Origin of the sequence: Marinomonas pontica, assembly GCF_026191375.1 — a bacterium.
In the GTDB taxonomy this organism is placed as follows: Bacteria; Pseudomonadota; Gammaproteobacteria; order Pseudomonadales; family Marinomonadaceae; genus Marinomonas; species Marinomonas pontica.
In genome coordinates this window covers 1-16618 of the sequence record NZ_JAODTL010000029.1, presented here as the reverse complement: position 1 = coordinate 16618, position 16618 = coordinate 1, and the positions used below count along the sequence as shown (strand labels likewise).

General features: G+C 48.1%; 16 protein-coding genes and 1 pseudogene. 6 read left to right on the top strand and 11 right to left on the bottom strand.

Features of this window, described 5'->3' with window-relative positions; genetic code table 11:
- The first annotated feature begins 9 nt into the window (after window positions 1-9).
- The 3 genes from N5P32_RS06210 to N5P32_RS18165 all read left to right on the top strand — a co-directional run bounded on the left by N5P32_RS06210 (window position 10) and on the right by N5P32_RS18165 (window position 2373).
- Window positions 10-1086, top strand: a complete 1077-nt coding sequence (locus tag N5P32_RS06210; RefSeq protein ID WP_265728248.1) for an alkene reductase — start codon at window positions 10-12, stop codon at window positions 1084-1086.
- Between the two features lie 160 nt (window positions 1087-1246).
- Entirely contained in the window at window positions 1247-2116 is an 870-nt protein-coding gene (locus tag N5P32_RS06205; RefSeq protein ID WP_409371080.1) for an aminotransferase class I/II-fold pyridoxal phosphate-dependent enzyme, read from the top strand.
- Complete coding sequence (locus tag N5P32_RS18165; RefSeq protein WP_409371079.1) at window positions 2113-2373, top strand: pyridoxal phosphate-dependent aspartate aminotransferase family protein; 261 nt, start codon at window positions 2113-2115, stop codon at window positions 2371-2373. Before N5P32_RS06205 ends, N5P32_RS18165 begins: the two co-directional genes overlap by 4 nt.
- 70 nt (window positions 2374-2443) lie before the next feature.
- Here the strand turns inward: N5P32_RS18165 and N5P32_RS06200 are convergent, their stop codons facing one another.
- The 3 genes from N5P32_RS06200 to N5P32_RS06190 form a co-directional block, all read right to left on the bottom strand.
- Complete coding sequence (locus N5P32_RS06200; protein WP_265728247.1) at window positions 2444-2851, bottom strand: GFA family protein; 408 nt, start codon at window positions 2849-2851, stop codon at window positions 2444-2446.
- A gap of 29 nt (window positions 2852-2880) precedes the next feature.
- Window positions 2881-3156, bottom strand: coding sequence for an Lrp/AsnC family transcriptional regulator (locus tag N5P32_RS06195; RefSeq protein WP_265728246.1), 276 nt, complete (start codon window positions 3154-3156; stop codon window positions 2881-2883).
- A gap of 223 nt (window positions 3157-3379) precedes the next feature.
- Window positions 3380-3931, bottom strand: coding sequence for a flavodoxin family protein (locus tag N5P32_RS06190; protein WP_265728245.1), 552 nt, complete (start codon window positions 3929-3931; stop codon window positions 3380-3382).
- Between the two features lie 140 nt (window positions 3932-4071).
- Between N5P32_RS06190 and N5P32_RS06185 the strand changes: the two genes are divergently transcribed.
- Together N5P32_RS06185 and N5P32_RS06180 are read left to right on the top strand one after the other, a co-directional pair.
- Window positions 4072-4452 carry a winged helix-turn-helix transcriptional regulator gene (locus tag N5P32_RS06185; protein ID WP_265728244.1) on the top strand — a complete coding sequence of 127 codons (381 nt, stop codon included), beginning with the start codon at window positions 4072-4074 and terminating at the stop codon, window positions 4450-4452.
- A gap of 270 nt (window positions 4453-4722) precedes the next feature.
- Complete coding sequence (locus N5P32_RS06180; RefSeq protein ID WP_265728243.1) at window positions 4723-6012, top strand: dicarboxylate/amino acid:cation symporter; 1290 nt, start codon at window positions 4723-4725, stop codon at window positions 6010-6012.
- Window positions 6013-6110: 98 nt separating this feature from the next.
- Here the strand turns inward: N5P32_RS06180 and N5P32_RS06175 are convergent, their stop codons facing one another.
- From N5P32_RS06175 to N5P32_RS06145, 7 genes are all read right to left on the bottom strand, one after another.
- Window positions 6111-6884 carry a 3-hydroxybutyrate dehydrogenase gene (locus N5P32_RS06175; protein ID WP_265728242.1) on the bottom strand — a complete coding sequence of 258 codons (774 nt, stop codon included), beginning with the start codon at window positions 6882-6884 and terminating at the stop codon, window positions 6111-6113.
- Window positions 6885-6914: 30 nt separating this feature from the next.
- The gene (locus tag N5P32_RS06170) at window positions 6915-8276 is read right to left on the bottom strand and encodes a TRAP transporter large permease (RefSeq protein ID WP_265728241.1); all 1362 of its coding nucleotides are present in this window, start codon (window positions 8274-8276) and stop codon (window positions 6915-6917) included.
- A 16-nt stretch (window positions 8277-8292) separates the two neighbouring features.
- Complete coding sequence (locus N5P32_RS06165; protein WP_265728240.1) at window positions 8293-8892, bottom strand: TRAP transporter small permease subunit; 600 nt, start codon at window positions 8890-8892, stop codon at window positions 8293-8295.
- Between the two features lie 91 nt (window positions 8893-8983).
- Complete coding sequence (locus N5P32_RS06160; RefSeq protein WP_265728239.1) at window positions 8984-10042, bottom strand: TRAP transporter substrate-binding protein; 1059 nt, start codon at window positions 10040-10042, stop codon at window positions 8984-8986.
- A gap of 316 nt (window positions 10043-10358) precedes the next feature.
- Window positions 10359-10541: a helix-turn-helix domain-containing protein gene (locus tag N5P32_RS06155; RefSeq protein ID WP_265728238.1), complete on the bottom strand. Its 183-nt coding sequence runs from the start codon at window positions 10539-10541 to the stop codon at window positions 10359-10361.
- The gene (locus N5P32_RS06150) at window positions 10502-11704 is read right to left on the bottom strand and encodes a sigma-54 interaction domain-containing protein (protein ID WP_265728237.1); all 1203 of its coding nucleotides are present in this window, start codon (window positions 11702-11704) and stop codon (window positions 10502-10504) included. Before N5P32_RS06150 ends, N5P32_RS06155 begins: the two co-directional genes overlap by 40 nt.
- Before the next feature lie 167 nt (window positions 11705-11871).
- Window positions 11872-13974: a methyl-accepting chemotaxis protein gene (locus N5P32_RS06145; protein WP_265728236.1), complete on the bottom strand. Its 2103-nt coding sequence runs from the start codon at window positions 13972-13974 to the stop codon at window positions 11872-11874.
- A gap of 328 nt (window positions 13975-14302) precedes the next feature.
- On the opposite strand from N5P32_RS06145, the gene N5P32_RS06140 reads away from it, so the two are divergent.
- On the top strand, window positions 14303-15964 hold the full coding sequence (locus N5P32_RS06140) for a GGDEF domain-containing protein (protein ID WP_265728235.1): 1662 nt from the start codon (window positions 14303-14305) through the stop codon (window positions 15962-15964).
- A gap of 13 nt (window positions 15965-15977) precedes the next feature.
- Here N5P32_RS06140 and N5P32_RS06135 read toward each other — a convergent pair.
- Window positions 15978-16618 (bottom strand): annotated as a pseudogene (locus tag N5P32_RS06135) (diacylglycerol kinase family protein); the annotation flags it as partial.

Below are 16618 nucleotides of genomic sequence, written 5' to 3'. Positions count from 1 at the left end.
GAGTAAGTGATGTCTAGTACAGAGAAAACCTTGTTCAGCCCTGTCAAAGTGGGCGATGTCGAATTGCCAAATCGCTTTGTGATGGCGCCATTAACGCGTACTCGTGCGCCTGGGCATTTGCCAAATGCCTTGATGGCCGAATACTACTCACAGCGTGCCAGCACGGGATTGTTGATCACCGAGTGCACCATGGTAACAGAAGGCACGTCGTCTTTTGGTGACGACCCAGGCGTTTACTCGAAAGAGCAAGTCGAAGGCTGGAAGTTGACCACGGAGGCGGTTCACAAAGCAGATGGTCGTATTTTTATGCAAATATGGCACGGTGGCCGTGCGGCTCACCCTTTGTTGAACGACGGCAAAGAAGCAGTATCTGCCAGCGCGATTGCCATTGATGGTGAAACGCATACGCCAGAAGGCAAAAAACCTTACACTGTGCCGCGCGCCTTGACCGTTGCTGAAATCAAAGACATCGTGAACGATTTCCGTTTGGCCGCAATTAACGCTAAAGAAGCAGGCTTTGATGGTGTTGAAATTCACGGTGCCAACGGCTATTTAATTGACCAATTCCTGCGAGACAGCGCTAACCAACGTACGGATGAATACGGCGGCTCGTTGGAAAATCGCTCCCGCTTTCTATTCGAAGTGATTGAAGCGGTAACGGGTGTCTTTGGTAGCGGTCGAGTGGGGTTGCGTCTTTCTCCTTTGAACAGTTTCCAAAGCATGAAAGACAGCGACCCGATCGCGTGGACTCGCTTCTTGGCTGAGCAACTGAACCGCTTTGATCTTGCTTACTTGCATTTGATGCGTGCGGATTTCTTTGGCATTCAACAAGCCGATGTGGTGAGTGTGGCGCGTGAATCTTATAAGGGTCACTTGATGGTGAACATGGGTTATACCCCAGAAGAGGCCAACCAAGTGATTGCCGATGGCCAAGCCGACAGTGTTGCGTTTGGTACGGGCATCTTGGCAAACCCAGACTTCGTTGAGCGAGTCAAACAAGGTGCTGAATTGAATCAACCTAACTCAGACACTTTCTACACGTCAGGCGCAGAAGGCTACACGGATTACCCGTTTATGAGCGCGTAAGCTCAACGTAAAAGTGCAATACGAAAAACGCTAAGGCTTGAGCTTTGGCGTTTTTTTATGGGAGTAATATTGACGGCCGATATCCAAGTCTTTTAACGTAGCGATCATGACTTTTTAAAGGCGCTTCCATCGTGACCATGGCTTCCCTCTTGTTTCCAAGTTGCCGTCTGTCGGCACCACTATTTTCACCAAAATGTCGGCGTTGGCGGCGGAAAAAGGCGCGATCAATCTGTCGCAAGGCTTTCCGGATTTTCCTCCCGATGCAAGATTACTCGCGCGCGCTTCAACGGCGATTTTAACGGGCAATAATCAATATTCGCCCATGACAGGATTGCCAATGTTAAGAGACGCCATTGTGCAATTAGTTGAGCGGCATTATGGCCGAATCGTCAGTTCGCAGGATGAAATCACTGTCACCAGCGGTGCTTCCGAAGCGATCTTTGATGCGATTGCCGCCTTGATCCGCGATGGCGATGAGGTGGTGCTTTTTGATCCCGCTTACGACTTGTATGAACCCGCAGTCACATTGGCCGGAGGCGTTTGTAAGCGAGTGACATTAACCGCACCAGACTTTCGTCCTGACTGGCAGGCGTTCGCATCCTTGCTCACTGACCAGACGCGATTGGTCATTATCAATACGCCTCATAATCCAACGGGAAGCTGCTGGCAGGCGGCAGATTTAGAATCTCTATGGCAAGCCATTGCGAGTCGCGATATTTATGTTTTGTCCGACGAAGTGTATGAGTTTATTCACTTCGGTGAGTCTGCGGTCAGTGTTCACAAACACGCAGGGTTATCAACACGCAGTTTGGTGGTGTCTTCCTTTGGCAAAAGTTTCCACCTGACAGGATGGAAAGTCGGCTACATTATCGCGCCCGCTGAGCTGACGGTGGAGTTGCGCAAAGTTCACCAGTTTGTCAGCTTCTGTACGGCCACACCGTTACAGCAAGCCTTGGCTGAGCACCTGCTTGCTTTGCCCGACGCCAGTGATGAATTAGGGGGTTTTACCAACAAAAGCGCGATGTATTGAGACGTGCTTTGGCCGACAGTCGTTTTACACTGTTGCCGTGCGATGGCACCTATTTTCAGCTGTTGGATTACAGCGCGATCAGTGACCTTGACGACGTGGCGTTTTGTGAGTGGATAGTGGATGAAATTGGTGTTGCTGCGATTCCCGTGAGTGTGTTTTATCAGCAACCACCCAAAAATCAGCGAATCATTCGTCTGTGTTTTGCTAAGGAAGAAAACACCTTACTAGAAGCGGCAAGCCGTTTAAGCGGGCTTTAATCTCGGTTTATAGTGTGATTTGTTAAAGGCAAACAAGCCAATCTACGTAGGCTTGTTTGTCCTTGTCTATTTAGGTTGGCATGCCATCGAAGGCGGCAACGTCGCCTAAATGATCGTCCCAGTTGCCTTTGCTGCCCATGAAGATATGCGCGTTTGGCGTAATGTCCACATCGCTGTCTAAGCAACCAGCTGGGACAGCAACGAGGCCTCGCTCTTTAGAGTCGGTTGGCATATTTGAACCGCACAGCGAGCAAAATGTACGCGCGAAGTGTGTGCCTTCCACGCGGTAATAGCTCAGTTTGTCTTCGCCACTCAACCACGTCAATGTCGCGCCAGGTGCGAACAGATTAGCGCAATGGGCTGTGCCTGACGTTTTTCGGCAGCGGCTACAATGACACAAGAAAAACCGTTTGAACTCGCCTTCTAACTCAAATTTGGTGGCGCCACATAGGCAAGATCCAGTGTGAAGATGGCTCATAATTGAATGCTCCGACAAAACAGTAAGGGTTAAACACCAACGGAAAACATGCCTTCTAAGTCATGTTTTGAATACGCGCGAAACGCCAGCATGGTTTCGGTTTTTAAAATGTGATCAATCTGCGCTAGGTGGTGAGTCACTAACTCAGACAGTTGATCATTCGTTTGAACACGCGCAATGGCGGTAATGTCGTATGTGCCACTGACAGAATACACTTCGGATAAACCGTCGATGGACGCCAGTTTTTCAGCGACTTGGTTGATGTGCTTTTTCTCAACAGAAAGCATGATAATAGCGGTAACCATGGGTGTTTCCTCTTTGAATGTGTCGTCTGCGTTGTCATTTTTACAAAAGAAATGCCAACGAATAATGGAGAATTAAAGCACCTTAAGCGGTGATTTACAAAGGAACAAAGTAGTAACCAATTAGGGATGATGTGGGCAGCGCGAGACGTTTAGAGGAGCACTCTAATGCATTGAAAAACGGCATGGATAGCCATGCCGTTTGAAAAGCCAACACAATGCTTAATTAATTGAAGCGGCTTGTAATGTTGGCAACGCGTTCTCCGTAAATGCGTGCTGTTTCTAAATCGCCTTCCGGAATAGCGTCGTCGCCAGCATCGGATGGAGACTGGACTAAAACACCTACAGAACCACCTAAGTTATTTACGTCGCTACGAGTAGAAGCCAGTGCATTGGCTGGTGGAAGTCCTAAACTTACCCAGATACCGCCATGTTGAGACGCTAATGTTTGTAAGTAAATAAGAGTGACTTGCTTATCGCCGTTTAGACTTGCGCTGTTGGTAAAACCACCAAACACTTTGTCTTTCCATGCTTGCGTGAACCACGCTTTGGACGTTGCATCAGCGAATTTTTTGAATTGCCAAGGCGCGCCGCCCATATACGTTGGAGCGCCAAAAATGACAGCATCGGCGGCGTTTAAGGTATCCCAATCCGCATCGGTAATATCACCATTCTCATCAATTTGGATGCTTTCTGCATTCGCCCCTTTTGCAACAAACTCTGCGACGCGTTTGGTATGTCCGTATCCAGAGAAGAAAACCACGACTGTCTTTTTCATTATTCACTCCAGTGTTATTTCGGGATTGATTCGTTCGAGGTGAGACCTCGTCTTGTTTCAACATGATTGATAGTATATTTTAGAAACTAACCCTACAAGAAGTCACCAATTCGAGACTAGGTTACCTAAGAGAAACCACCATGAATCAAGACAAAGCCCCTTTAGCCTATAGTATTTACTCGAAAGATTGTCCAGCACGGGCTTTTTTTGATCGACTGGCAGATCATTGGACATTGCTCATTCTTGGGTTACTCAGAAACAAAGTTTTTCGTTTTAATCAAATCAAACGCGAGATAGAAGGCATTTCACAGAAAGTCTTATCCCAGAAGCTTAAACAACTGGAGCGAGACGGTTTGGTCATTCGTACGGCCTTTGCGACGGTTCCCGTGACAGTGGAATATCGTTTAACGGACTTGGGGCATGACTTCGCCCAAACGATTGAGCAGTTTGCTGTGTGGGCAGAGAAAAATGTAGGGCAGGTTGAACGAGCACAAAAAACGTACGATGAAGCCGCTTCCTAGCCTGACTTTACGCTTATTTCATCTCTCTTATTCTGTATCAGTTTCCTATTGCTCTATCTAAAAGACGGCGCATGATTTCACTCTCTACCGGAACAAAATCCCCCTGCTTTTGTGTTTTTATCTATGCTTTAACGTAGCGTCGGCTTGTCCATCTAAGCAAAAAAGTGGTTGTGATGCGCAGTCGTAGCGTGCAATATGCGTGATTTTGATTTTCGAGCGGTGATGATTTGCCTGCTTCAACGATGATAATAAATGGAATGAGAGAGTATTATGAATACAACGTTTAAAGTATTACTTGGGATGGGGCTGGGTATTATTGCCGGGCTGATCCTCAATCTTACTGGGCTGAACGCTGAAGGTTCGTGGGCAAACAGTTACTTAACGGATGGCTTGTTTAAAGTCGTTGGCAGCATGTTTGTGAATGCACTGAAGATGTTGGTCGTGCCTCTGGTCTTTTTCTCGCTGGTGTGCGGTGTGTGTGGGATTGGTGACATTAAGTTACTGGGCAGAATAGGTTCTAAGTCCTTTGTCTTGTATCTCGTTACGACGGCATTGGCGATTGCTACGGCGCTGGTGATTGCGACTGGTTTTGGCATCGGCGAAGGAATGAATGCTGAATCCTCTGCGAATTTTGCAGGGAAAGATTCTCCACCACTGTCGACCGTTCTGATCAATATTATTCCTTCCAACCCGATCAGTGCCATGGCGCAAGGTGACATGTTGCCGGTGATCTTTTTCTCGATCATGTTTGGTGTGAGCATCTTAATGGTGGGTAAAAAAGCCACTGTGGTGAGCGATTTCATTGAAACCTTAAACGACATCATGATGAAGATGGTCACCATCATTATGGAAGTGGCGCCATACGCTGTGTTTTGTCTTATTGCCCGAGCCATTGCGGATTTGGGAATGGATTTACTGGCTCAGCTGTTGGGTTATGTATTGGTGTTGATTGGCGTCTTGCTCTTCCATTTATTTGTCACCTTGCAGGTGATTTTGAAGGTTTTGTCCGGCTTGAGCCCTGTCACCTTCATGAAGAAAATGCGCAACACACAAGTGTTTGCTTTTAGTACATCCAGCTCCAATGCGACGATTCCTGTGACCTTGCGCGCGGTAACAAAACGTCTGGGCGTGAAAAACTCAGTGGCGTCTTTTACTGTGCCGTTTGGTGCGACCATCAACATGGATGGCACCGCCATCATGCAAGGTGTGGCGACGGTCTTTATTGCCAATATCTACAACGTAGAACTTGGCATGATGGGCTACCTAACCGTGATATTGATGTCTGTATTGGCATCGATTGGTACGGCAGGCGTGCCCGGTGTTGGTTTGATCATGCTGTCGATGGTGTTCTCACAAGTGGGTTTGCCAATCGAAGGTATTGGTTTGATTCTGGGTGTGGATCGCTTGTTAGACATGATCCGAACGGCGGTTAACGTGTCTGGCGATGCAATGGTGTCTACCGTGGTTGCTAAGAGCGAAGGCCAGTTAGATGAACGTGTCTACAATGACCCTGATGCGGGTAATCAGTCTGAAATGCATTTAGAGCAAAATCAGGCGTAGACAGCCTTCACGTTTACTCTGGGTTCATAATAGTAAAAAGCGCTTACCTTGGTGGTAAGCGCTTTTTTTTGGGTGCTTTGAAGTTGGTCAACTCACATTTACTGCGCGGTATACCCCCCATCAATCACGATGGCTTGGCCGGTGACACCTTTTGCCGATGGGCTGGTGAGAAACAAGCAATAGTCTGAAATCTCTTCAACGCTAAGCAGGCGTTTTTGCGGAACCAGTGGCCAAATGACTTCGTCTAAGACTTTGTCGAGAGAGACGTTTCGCGTTCTGGCGAGGTCTTCTAATTGATTGCGCACCAGCGGCGTGTCCACATAACCCGGGCAAAGCGCATTCACTGTCACGCCAAATGGCGCGGCTTCCAGCGCGGCGACCTTGGTTAGGCCAATCACACCATGTTTGGCCGAGTTATAGCCCGCTTTGCCTGCAAAGCCGATTAAACCATTGATCGATGCCATGTTGATAATGCGGCCTTCACCGGCTTCCTTCATCAGCGGCAGCACTTTTTTTATCGCCAAAAAAGGCGCAATCAACATAATGTCGAGCAAACGCCGATACGTGTCCGAAGGGAACTCCTCTATCGGCGCAATGTACTGCACTCCGGCATTGTTGATCAAAATATCGATGCCGCCAAACTGCGCAACGGCGTCATCGATGGCCCCCATAAACTGCGTTTCGTTGGTCACATCACACGCAAAAAACGCACAATGCTGATGGAATGCCGCGAGTTGAACGGTTGCCGCGTCTATGGCGCTTTGGCTGAAGTCCAAAATGGCGACGTTCATCTCGGCTTTAAGAAACGCGTGGGCAATTTCCAAGCCGATACCGCTGGCCGCGCCTGTAATCAATACCGTTTTATGTGTCATGGTTATTCTCCAAACGGGTAATCAAAAGGGTTAGCCGTAAATGACTTTTGGCAACCAAAGTACGAGATCTGGAAAAATGAACACCAGAAATACCGCCAGTAACTGCAACAAAACGAAAGGAATGATGCCCTTATAAATGTGCAGTGTGGTGACGCTTGGCGGCGCGACACCTTTTAAATAAAACAGAGAAAAACCGACAGGAGGCGTTAAAAAAGAGGTTTGCAGTGCCAAAGCAAAAAGCACTACAAACCACACCAAATTGAAATCCAACGCGACCACAACCGGCCCAACCAAAGGCAGCAAAATCAAACTGATTTCCAGCCAATCCAAAAAGAAACCCGCAACAAAGGCGATCAACAAAATCACCACAATGATGCCCGTCGGCGACAGTGGGATGCTTTGCAATAAGTCACTGATGAACTCATCACCGCCTAGGGTTCTTAGCACCACCGCAAAGGCCGTAGCACCCAAAAAAATGCCAAACACAAACGATGTCGTAATGGTGGTTTTGCGGCACACTTCAGCGAGCATTTTCATGTTGAAGCGTTTATTGATGATGGCCAACAAGGTGGCGCCAAACGCGCCCACTCCTGCGGCTTCGGTTGGTGACACTATGCCCATGAAAATGGATCCCAACACCGATAAAATCAGCGCCAGCGGCGGAAAAATCGCTTTCAGCGTGTCCCAAATTAACCCCATGGTAACGGGTGGCAAATTCTGCGGTGGTTGACAGACTTTCGGGTTAAAAATGGCCGACAGAATGACGTAGACAATATAAAGGCCGCCAAGCAACAAACCGGGAATCAGCGCCCCCATGAATAAGTTACCAACCGACAAAGACAGCTGATCTGCCATGATAATCAGCATGATGCTAGGCGGAATCAGAATTCCCAAGGTGCCAGACGAGGCCACAATGCCGCTGGCAAACGATGGTGAGTACTTTTGCTCCAGCATTACGGGCATAGACAACATCGCCAATAACACGACAGACGCACCAACAATGCCTGTTGAAGCGGCAAATAAAATACCGATCAAGATCACCGCAACACCGAGCCCGCCACGGAAACGGCCGAACAGGTTCACAAAATTGACCATCAGGCGTTCGGCCACGCCAGAACGTTCCAGCATTAATCCCATGAAAATAAACATCGGCAGAGCCACGAGCACCCAGTTGCTCATTTGAGCAAAGATACGCTGGATGATGGTGCCGTAAATCCGCCAGTCATTCATGTAATAGGTGTCCCAGTCCAAATACTGCGACGTTGTTACACCAATGACACTGAAAATAATCGCCAATCCGGCCAAGATCCATGCGACAGGAAAGCCAGAAAAAATCAATAAAATGAAACTGCCAAGCATGGCAATGACCAAGAATTCGTATGTTTCGAACACAAACTTCCCCTAATGACTAGTCGTGTGAAGGGCGACTGGTTGACGCGCCGTTTAAAAAGGCGACACAGCGCAGCCAGCGAGAAACGGCGGCCATGATCAATAACGCCAGTGCAATTAAAATGAATGACTTCAGGACCCAACGCATAGGCAAACCATCAAAAGACGGTGAAACCTCATTAAGACGGTAGGAGCGTTCAACGAAGGGAAGGGCATAGTTAAACATCACAAAACAAAAAGGTAACAGTAATAGGCTAATGCCAAAGACTTCGATCCACACACGTCGTTTCATGGACCAATGTTCGGCCAACGCATCCACTCGGACGTGACCATCGTGAATAAAACAATAAGACAACCCCAGCATGAAACCCACGGCGTAGAGATGCCATTGTAATTCTTCTAATGCCACAAACGTGGTGTTGAAGAAATAGCGCATCAACGCATTGCCAACGATCAAGAGCATGAGAAACAGCCAAATCCAAGACACGAATTGCCCCATTTTCTCAATGCAAGATTCCAAAAAGTGCGACACTTTAGTGTGTGGTAATGCGGCGATATTGGAATGCGATAATCTCGCCTCGATTTCAGCCAAATTCAATTCTGTTGATTGATCGGACATTTGCCTCTCCTTTGATTCCGGATGGTGTGCATCCAGTGAAAAACGTCGGCATCGTATGATGCCGACTCACTCTAATGGGGTTCAAATAGAGTTATTTTGTGCCCCAATCACGTGGCAAGTATCCGAATTTCTTCCAAGTGCTGTGTTCTTTTTGGAAGGCTTTCATGGAAGCGTAAATCTTCGCGAACTCTGGATTTTCAGCCGAATGACGCGCCATAACTTTGTCAGTGGCTTTTTCAAACGCGCTTAAAATCTCGGGAGAATACTGGTGAAGCTGAACGCCTTTTTCCTTGAACTTCTCTAATACTCCGCCTTGCAACGCTTCGGATTTCGCCAAGGACATGGTATTGGCCGCCACACAGGTATTTTCGATCAAGGACTGAGTTTGCTTGTTTAGCTTGTTCCAATCTTTTAGGTTGATGTAAAGGAATTGGTTCGTGGACGGTTGGTGCCAGCCCGGTAAGTAATAATGTTTAGCGACTTGATAGAAGCCAAGCTGCTCATCCACGGTTGGGATCGAAAACTCGGTGCCATCAAGCACGCCCGTTTCCAGAGCTTGGTACAGTTCGCCGCCTGGGAAGACGTTAATTGACATACCGAATTCAGACATGATTTCACCGCCAAGACCCGCTGCGCGGAATTTAAGGCCGTTTAGGTCGTCAACGGTATTGATCTCTTTGCGGAACCAACCAGCCGCTTCTGGGCTGATTGTGCCACACAAAATTGGGTAGACATCGTAAGGTTTGAACAGCTCCTTGAGCATTTTATCGCCGTCGTGATAGTACATCCACGCGGTAAATTCGTTGGATTCTAGACCGAATGGTGTCGCGCCAAACAGTGCCGCCGCAGGAATTTGTCCCCATTCGTAGCCCATCCATGAATATCCTGCAGACACGTTGCCAGCGCTGACATTATCAAAAATACTAAGTGGCGGAATCAGTGTGCCGGGTTCAAATACTTGCAGATTTACTTTTTTACCACTGGATTCACTCAACATTTTGGAGACTTCAGGCATGGCATCGCCCAACGCCGTTAAGGACGATGAGAAAGCCATTGGGACTTGCCAACGGACTTTATCGAAGTCGGCGTAAGACGGCATCGCGAAGCTTAATGTTGTTAAACAAGTTGCTGTTATCAAAGCATTTTTCATTGTTTTTAATCCTATTATTTTTATTGTGTGTGCGGTTACACGCCATAGCGCTGTGTGTTCCTGACAAAGCATGGTGTGCTGTGGTGCTGGAATTGGCTAAATCAAGAAAGATGCCACAAATAAAAAAGCCTTAATTTTCAGTGGCTTATATTTATTTTTACACAGACTCTCAACGTTATGACAACCATACTCCGGAAAACCGGACGATTGATTCGCCAAAATACGCTTTTACGCGCAAGAAACCGTCCGATAAACAAGACTGAGTCCGAATGATCGGACGGTTAGGGCGGTTTTTATGAAGTTTAGATGGCGGTGATCAGCTGATGCCATGTTTATCGAGCTTTTCGTACAGCGTGGATTTGCTGATGCCGAGTTGTTTGGCGGCTTTGGTTCGATTGTCTCCACACTCGATGAGCACGGCTTTAATGATGTTGCGTTCTGCTTGGTTGAGCTGTTCTTTTAAGCTGCTGGCGTTTGGCTGAACCAAGTTTGGCAGCATGGCATTGTCTTGAAGGTCGGCGCCATTCTGAGCGAGCTGAGGGGCAAAAGAGACAGCGGAATCTTCCGATCGTGGCTGGTATAAAATGCCGCTTCCATGACGTTTTCCAATTCACGGATATTGCCCGGCCAGTTGTACGCCAGCATAGCGGTTAAGGCTTGTACGGTCAGCTTAGGTGCGCGTCGTCCTGTTCTTCGAGAGAGCTTCTGCAGGAAAAAATCCGCCAGTTTGGCAATGTCGTCACGACGTTCTCTTAACGGTGGTAAATCGATGGCGACCACGTTGATGCGATAATACAAGTCTTCTCGGAAATCGCCGCTTTCAATTAGGCTTTCTAATGGCCGATGCGTGGCGGTAATGAGACGGATATTGAGCGGTGTAGAACGCGTGCCGCCAACCGATTCGACCTCTCGGTCTTGCAGTACGCGCAATAACTTGGCCTGCATTAACAACGGCAAATCACCAATTTCATCAAGAAATAAGGTGCCGCCATTGGCGAGTTGGAATTTACCGGCTTTGCCGCCTTTTTTCGCACCGGTAAATGCGCCTTCTTCGTAGCCAAACAATTCACTTTCGAGCAAGTTTTCGGGAATGGCCGCGCAATTGACTTTAATAAAGGGGAATTCGGCGCGATCCGAAAGTTGATGGATGGCGTGGGCGTACAATTCCTTGCCAGTGCCGGATTCACCACGAATCAACACTGTCACATCGCCTGACGCCACTTGGGTGACTTTGGCACTGAGGGACTTCATTACCTGACTGTCGCCAATGATGTCGTTAAGGTGAAAATTGGCACCGGTTTCTGTCTTGTCGGCAGTGAGACTTTTCTGACGGTGGAAATCGTGTTCGGCTAAGAGGGCTTTGATGTGGCTGTTGATCTGTTTCCATTCGTGGGTGTCGTGGAAGATAACGGTGCCAACCGCGCCAATAACATCGCCTTGCTCAATGATGGGAAAGCGATTGGCGATCATGTTGCTGCCTAAAATCTTTTGGAACGACAAACGTTCTGCTTGGCCAGTTTGTACCGTGATGTGCATGCGTGTGTTTTCGATCACATCGGTGACTTTTTTACCGATGACGTCTTCGGCTTTGACACCAAGAAAACGCGCGTAAGGTCGGTTAATAAAAAGATTTTGGCCTGGTGGTCGACAATCACTACCCACTCTTCCATCGCATTTAAAATGGTTTTGTAGGTGTTGGCCGCCTGTGTCAGTTTTTCTAATTTTTTTAATGGCATTCCGATTCCGACTCCGCTTGGTTGAAGTTCAACCTGCTTTTTTTGTTATAGAGTTGTGCGTCTGAATGGCTATTCTAATCTAATTGGCAGGGTTTACACCTTTAGCTTCGACAGAATGGCGGTTAATTGATTAACGGCTTCCACGTTGTCTTTGTGGTTGGACGACAAACCCGACACCACGTCTCGTAAGGCTTGCGCGGCATCACTGATGATGACAAGGTTGCGGTTGATCTCTTCGGCCACATTGGACTGTTCTGTGGCAGCGGAGGCGACTTGCGAGGAGTTTTCTGAAATGGTCACCACTCGGTCGTTCACAAAGCCGAGTTTTTCTGCGCTGTTGTTGGCGGCGGTGACGGTGTCGCTGACGTTGGATTGGCTGTTATTGATTAAACTCACAGCGGAACTGACATCCTCTTGCAGGGCTTTAATCAGTGTGTCGACTTCTTCGGTGGAGTCTTGTGTGCGCGCGGCCAAATTACGAACTTCGTCGGCGACAACGGCAAAGCCTCGACCTTGCTCGCCTGCTCGGGCGGCCTCGATGGCGGCGTTCAGTGCCAAGAGATTGGTTTGTTCGGCAATCGCGCGGATAGTGTCTAAAATACCGTAAATGGCATCGCTGCGCTCTGACACTTTGGCCACTTGCGCGCTGGCTTGATTCAGCTCAGACGCTAGGCTTTCCACTTGACCTCGGTTGTGTTGCACCAAGTCGAACGACTCTTTCAAGTAGCCGCTCATTTCATTGGTGGCGTTGCCGTTTTCTTGCGCCAAGTTCGCCACGTCAAAGGCAGAGCTTGACATTTCCGTTACGGCCGTTACGACAGACTGAATTTGATCGGTTTGCGAGGAAATGGAGGAGTCGACCTGCGCCGTAGTCTCCACAAAACGTTCATTAGAGTGTGCGACAACATGGCGCTGTTCATTGAGTTGCAGGATCATTTTTTGCAGTTTTTCCGCAAACAAATTAAATCCATCGGCCAGTTGCACCAATTCGAAATGTTTTTGCTGTCCTAAGCGTTGGGTTAAATCTCCCTCTTCTGATGCCAGTTCTTTCATGCGTAATGCAATGTCGCTCAACGGTGCCGTTACCGAGCGGACAATGACATAAATAATACCCAGCCCGATGACCACCAAGGCCAACGCTAAGCTAAGTAGAACGGTAACCGATTGATCGGTTTTGGTACTTAGCCCAGCGTTCAACGCAATGGAAGGCGCCAATAAAACACGGGTAGGAACCGATAAGTAGACTGTCCAATTTTGTGTGGCGTTGCCGATGGCAAAGTCACTGGTGAATGACCATTCTTGCTGACCTTCAATTAAGCCTTTCTTTGTCAGATCCACACCGGACAGTTGGGTGTCTTTTATATTGCTGCCCACGGCTTTGGGGAAGGCGCTAGAACCCACTACAATGCCTCGCTGACTCACTATGGTGATTTGCCCTTGGCCATCAAACAGGGTTTGCGCTAGCGATGTGACTTCGGTTTGGATTTTAGGTAAGTTGACATCCGCACCGACCAAGCCGACGGAGGTTTGGTTGACTAAGACCGGCTCAGTGTAACTGGTCATCAGTACGCTGTTGCCTTCCGATATTTCGTACAGGTAGGGGTCAAGCAAGCACGCTTTGGCGGTTTCGAGAGAGCATAAGTACCACTCAGATTCACGAATGCCGTTGTCGTCTTTTTCAGTGCCGTATTTTTCCGCTGATTCGGTTTCGTAGGAGGCAAACTCACCGTCTTCTTTCACCCAATACACATCCAGAGTGCCCACGTCCGATGTCGTCAGAGTGTTTTTAGGTGCGCTGTTGTCTAGCTGGTCGTAGCCGTTTTTTTCAAATTGCGCATAAAGCGCGCTCATGGTCGGCGTGCTTTTTAAAAAGCCCTTTGTCATCGCATGAACGCGTTCACGGCTGAAGCTCTCGCCATCGTTGCCCTTGGCCGTTTGCGTGAGCAGCGACGCAAAATTGGTTACTGTCGAAGCGGTAGCGCCTAAAAACACCCGCACCTTGGTTTGTGCTTCGCTGGCGGTGGATTTGAGCAGCGTTTCAGCTTGATCTTTTTGGACTTGATTCAATTCATCCGAGGCGAATTCGTTAATTGAGCGAATGGATTGGGTGGATGCCCAGATCATGATGCCAACTAAACACACGGCAAAAAAGCCAACGAGACAAACAAGCTTTACTCTGATACTAAGATTCGACATTTGGTGCCTTCTATCGGTGAGTCAATCGGTATGGATTCAGCAAGTGAATACGGTGCGTTGATTTTCAGTATAGACAACGCAACGCTAAAAGATAAAAAGATGGGCGCTTAAACGCTATATGCCCTTGGGGGTAGATGGACTGATTGCTCATAAAATTGATGTGGAGTTAAGTGAAATTATGCTCAAAGATACATAATGTGTACCATTTTATGGTTGTTTCTTTCTTGAGGTTTCTTACTATGGAAGGGTGGCATTGACGCTGTGTCGTTGTTTTAACGCGTGAATATAAAGCGTCGGGCCCCTTTTTCATCGGCTACGAAGAGACATTATGGCGTTATTGGCAGTGGTTTTTCGGTGGTGTTTCATTGCCTTCCTTAGCGCAGGCGCATGGGGTGTGCACGCACAAATGCCACTTCAACTATCGAACCAGTCGGTGAAATTGACGGACGCTGGCTTATGGTATCGCTTGTCGAATGTTTCGTCTGACTTCGCGTCTGACTGGACACCTTCCCTAGATCAGGCCGAGCTTATGACGGGCTCCATTCTGGGTCGCTCAGGGCGTTTTGTTGCGTCAATACCGCTGACCAACCAAGAAGCCAGAACGTGGTTTGTCATTCCAAACACCAATTTCATGGATCAAGGGGTCGCTTACTGGCAGCCGGATCAAGGCGTCGCCAAAAAAATAGCGGACTTTTCTCAGCAAAGAGGTCAGAGCATCCCCAGCCTTTTACATGCTCAAACATTTCCTCTGAATTTGCCTGCCAATGCCTCGGGTCGATTGTGGATTGTGATCTCAGCTCAGCATTACCCAACCCCTGTGCCATTGTCTTTTGACACACAGTCCGAGTTTTATCATTACAAATCGGTGATTAATGCGGTCACCATTAGCGCGGTTGTGGTCATGCTGACATTGGCTATTATTGCGTTAGTGATTTCTTTGAGGGTTCGGCTAGGGCTGCCTTTTTGGTGCGCGGGCTATGTGGGTCTTCATGGTGTGGGTTGGGCGGTGGCGTCTGGCTTGGTAAATGATTTGGTTCCTTCGATTCCGGTCAACCTGACGTACGGTGGCATGTATATATTTCCCTTCGCCATTGCGTGCGCGGCCATGTTTTCAAAAGGGTTATTTTCGCCATTATTGAGTGAGCGAAAATTAGGCAAGGCGCTCCAATACTTTGCCACGGCCTCTTTTGTATTGGGTGTGATTCTCGCTTTTGTGCCTTTTCAAACGACTTTTTATGTCTCTCATATTATCGCCATGGTGTGGGTGCCGCTGAGCCTTTATATCGGCATTACCATGCTGTCTAAGCAAGACTTTCGCGCCAAGTATTATCTTGTTGGTAACCTTCTCTACAGTATGTCACTGATGTATTACGTGGCTTCCCATGGGAATGTCTTTGCGCACTTGCTTTACCCTGAATTGGTTGTACTTGCGGCATTAGCGCTGGATTGTATTTGTATCATGCTGTCGTTGTCTGAGTGGTTGCAGCTCAAACAAAGAGAATATCTCAAGGTGATGTTTGAGGCGCGCATTGATCCGCTGACGCAAGTCGGTAATCGCTTCGCTTTGAATGAAGCGCTAGAGAGTGTGGGCAAGGATTATTGTATGGTGTTCATTGATTTTGATGGCGTAAAACAGATTAATGATGGACAAGGTCACAAAGCTGGCGACCAATTTTTAATGGATGCCGCCGATCTAATGCGGCGACACGCTCCGGCGGCAGATCAGGTTTTCCGCTCTGGCGGAGACGAATTTGTGTGGTTGATCGGAGGGGATGACGTGTCAAACGACACGTTGGCCTCTGAGCTTGAGCAACGAATTTTAGACACGGAAGTGGCGTTGAGAAAGCATTGGCCAACGGCAGGTATCAGCTATGGCATTGCTCATAAACACACGGGCAAGAGTCCGATTGACTGTCTTGCCACGGCCGACAAACGGATGTACCAACACAAAGCCAGCAAACGCAAACCCTCATTGAATGATTCGTTATGACGTCATGGCTTGCTTAGCTTAGCGTTGATTCAGGAACAATGACACTCAATGACTTAGGTCTCACGACCACTTCGAGTGTCTTCGCTTCACGCACTTCACCGTCTACCACATAATGGCCGACTTGGCTGATATCCACCGTCACACGCTGTGCCGAACGATGAAAAATACCGTTGTTGCTTTCTGGGCTATTGTTGTCTTTTGATAAGTCGCTGTTTTCATTTTGGTCGCCCAACCCAAGCATAGCCAATTCTGCCAAGTTCAATATTTGCATGCGCTCTGGGTCTAACCACGTCAAATCCAACTCACCATCCATAATATCGGGTACGCCTTTGCCTTGAGCCAATAAGGTCGTGATGGGGGCCGCATTGGCAATGGTTAGGCTTGGTGTGGTGATGGTAAAAGGCTCATCGTCGTTTAATTGAATCGTAAATTCATACACTTCGTTTTGTCCGATGGCTTCCCATAAGCCTTTCAAATAAGCGAGCTGGCCACTGGTGTTCTTTTTGCTGCGATCGGCTTTTTCTATCATTTGTTGTTCGAAGCCGACGCCGGCGAGCAACAGCATTAACTCGTCGTTGCAGGTCGCGGTGTCGATGCGTTGTTCGCAACCGTCAATCAGGTTTAAACAAATGCTTTCTATTGGTGCCACTTTTG

Coding starts and splice junctions, on each gene's coding strand:
- N5P32_RS06210 (WP_265728248.1), top strand. CDS start 10: ATGTCTAGTACAGAGAAAACCTTGTTCAGCCCTGTCAAAGTGGGCGAT.
- N5P32_RS06200 (WP_265728247.1), bottom strand. CDS start 2,851: ATGAGCCATCTTCACACTGGATCTTGCCTATGTGGCGCCACCAAATTT.
- N5P32_RS06195 (WP_265728246.1), bottom strand. CDS start 3,156: ATGGTTACCGCTATTATCATGCTTTCTGTTGAGAAAAAGCACATCAAC.
- N5P32_RS06190 (WP_265728245.1), bottom strand. CDS start 3,931: ATGAAAAAGACAGTCGTGGTTTTCTTCTCTGGATACGGACATACCAAA.
- N5P32_RS06185 (WP_265728244.1), top strand. CDS start 4,072: ATGAATCAAGACAAAGCCCCTTTAGCCTATAGTATTTACTCGAAAGAT.
- N5P32_RS06180 (WP_265728243.1), top strand. CDS start 4,723: ATGAATACAACGTTTAAAGTATTACTTGGGATGGGGCTGGGTATTATT.
- N5P32_RS06175 (WP_265728242.1), bottom strand. CDS start 6,884: ATGACACATAAAACGGTATTGATTACAGGCGCGGCCAGCGGTATCGGC.
- N5P32_RS06165 (WP_265728240.1), bottom strand. CDS start 8,892: ATGTCCGATCAATCAACAGAATTGAATTTGGCTGAAATCGAGGCGAGA.
- N5P32_RS06160 (WP_265728239.1), bottom strand. CDS start 10,042: ATGAAAAATGCTTTGATAACAGCAACTTGTTTAACAACATTAAGCTTC.
- N5P32_RS06155 (WP_265728238.1), bottom strand. CDS start 10,541: ATGCTGCCAAACTTGGTTCAGCCAAACGCCAGCAGCTTAAAAGAACAG.
- N5P32_RS06145 (WP_265728236.1), bottom strand. CDS start 13,974: ATGTCGAATCTTAGTATCAGAGTAAAGCTTGTTTGTCTCGTTGGCTTT.
- N5P32_RS06140 (WP_265728235.1), top strand. CDS start 14,303: ATGGCGTTATTGGCAGTGGTTTTTCGGTGGTGTTTCATTGCCTTCCTT.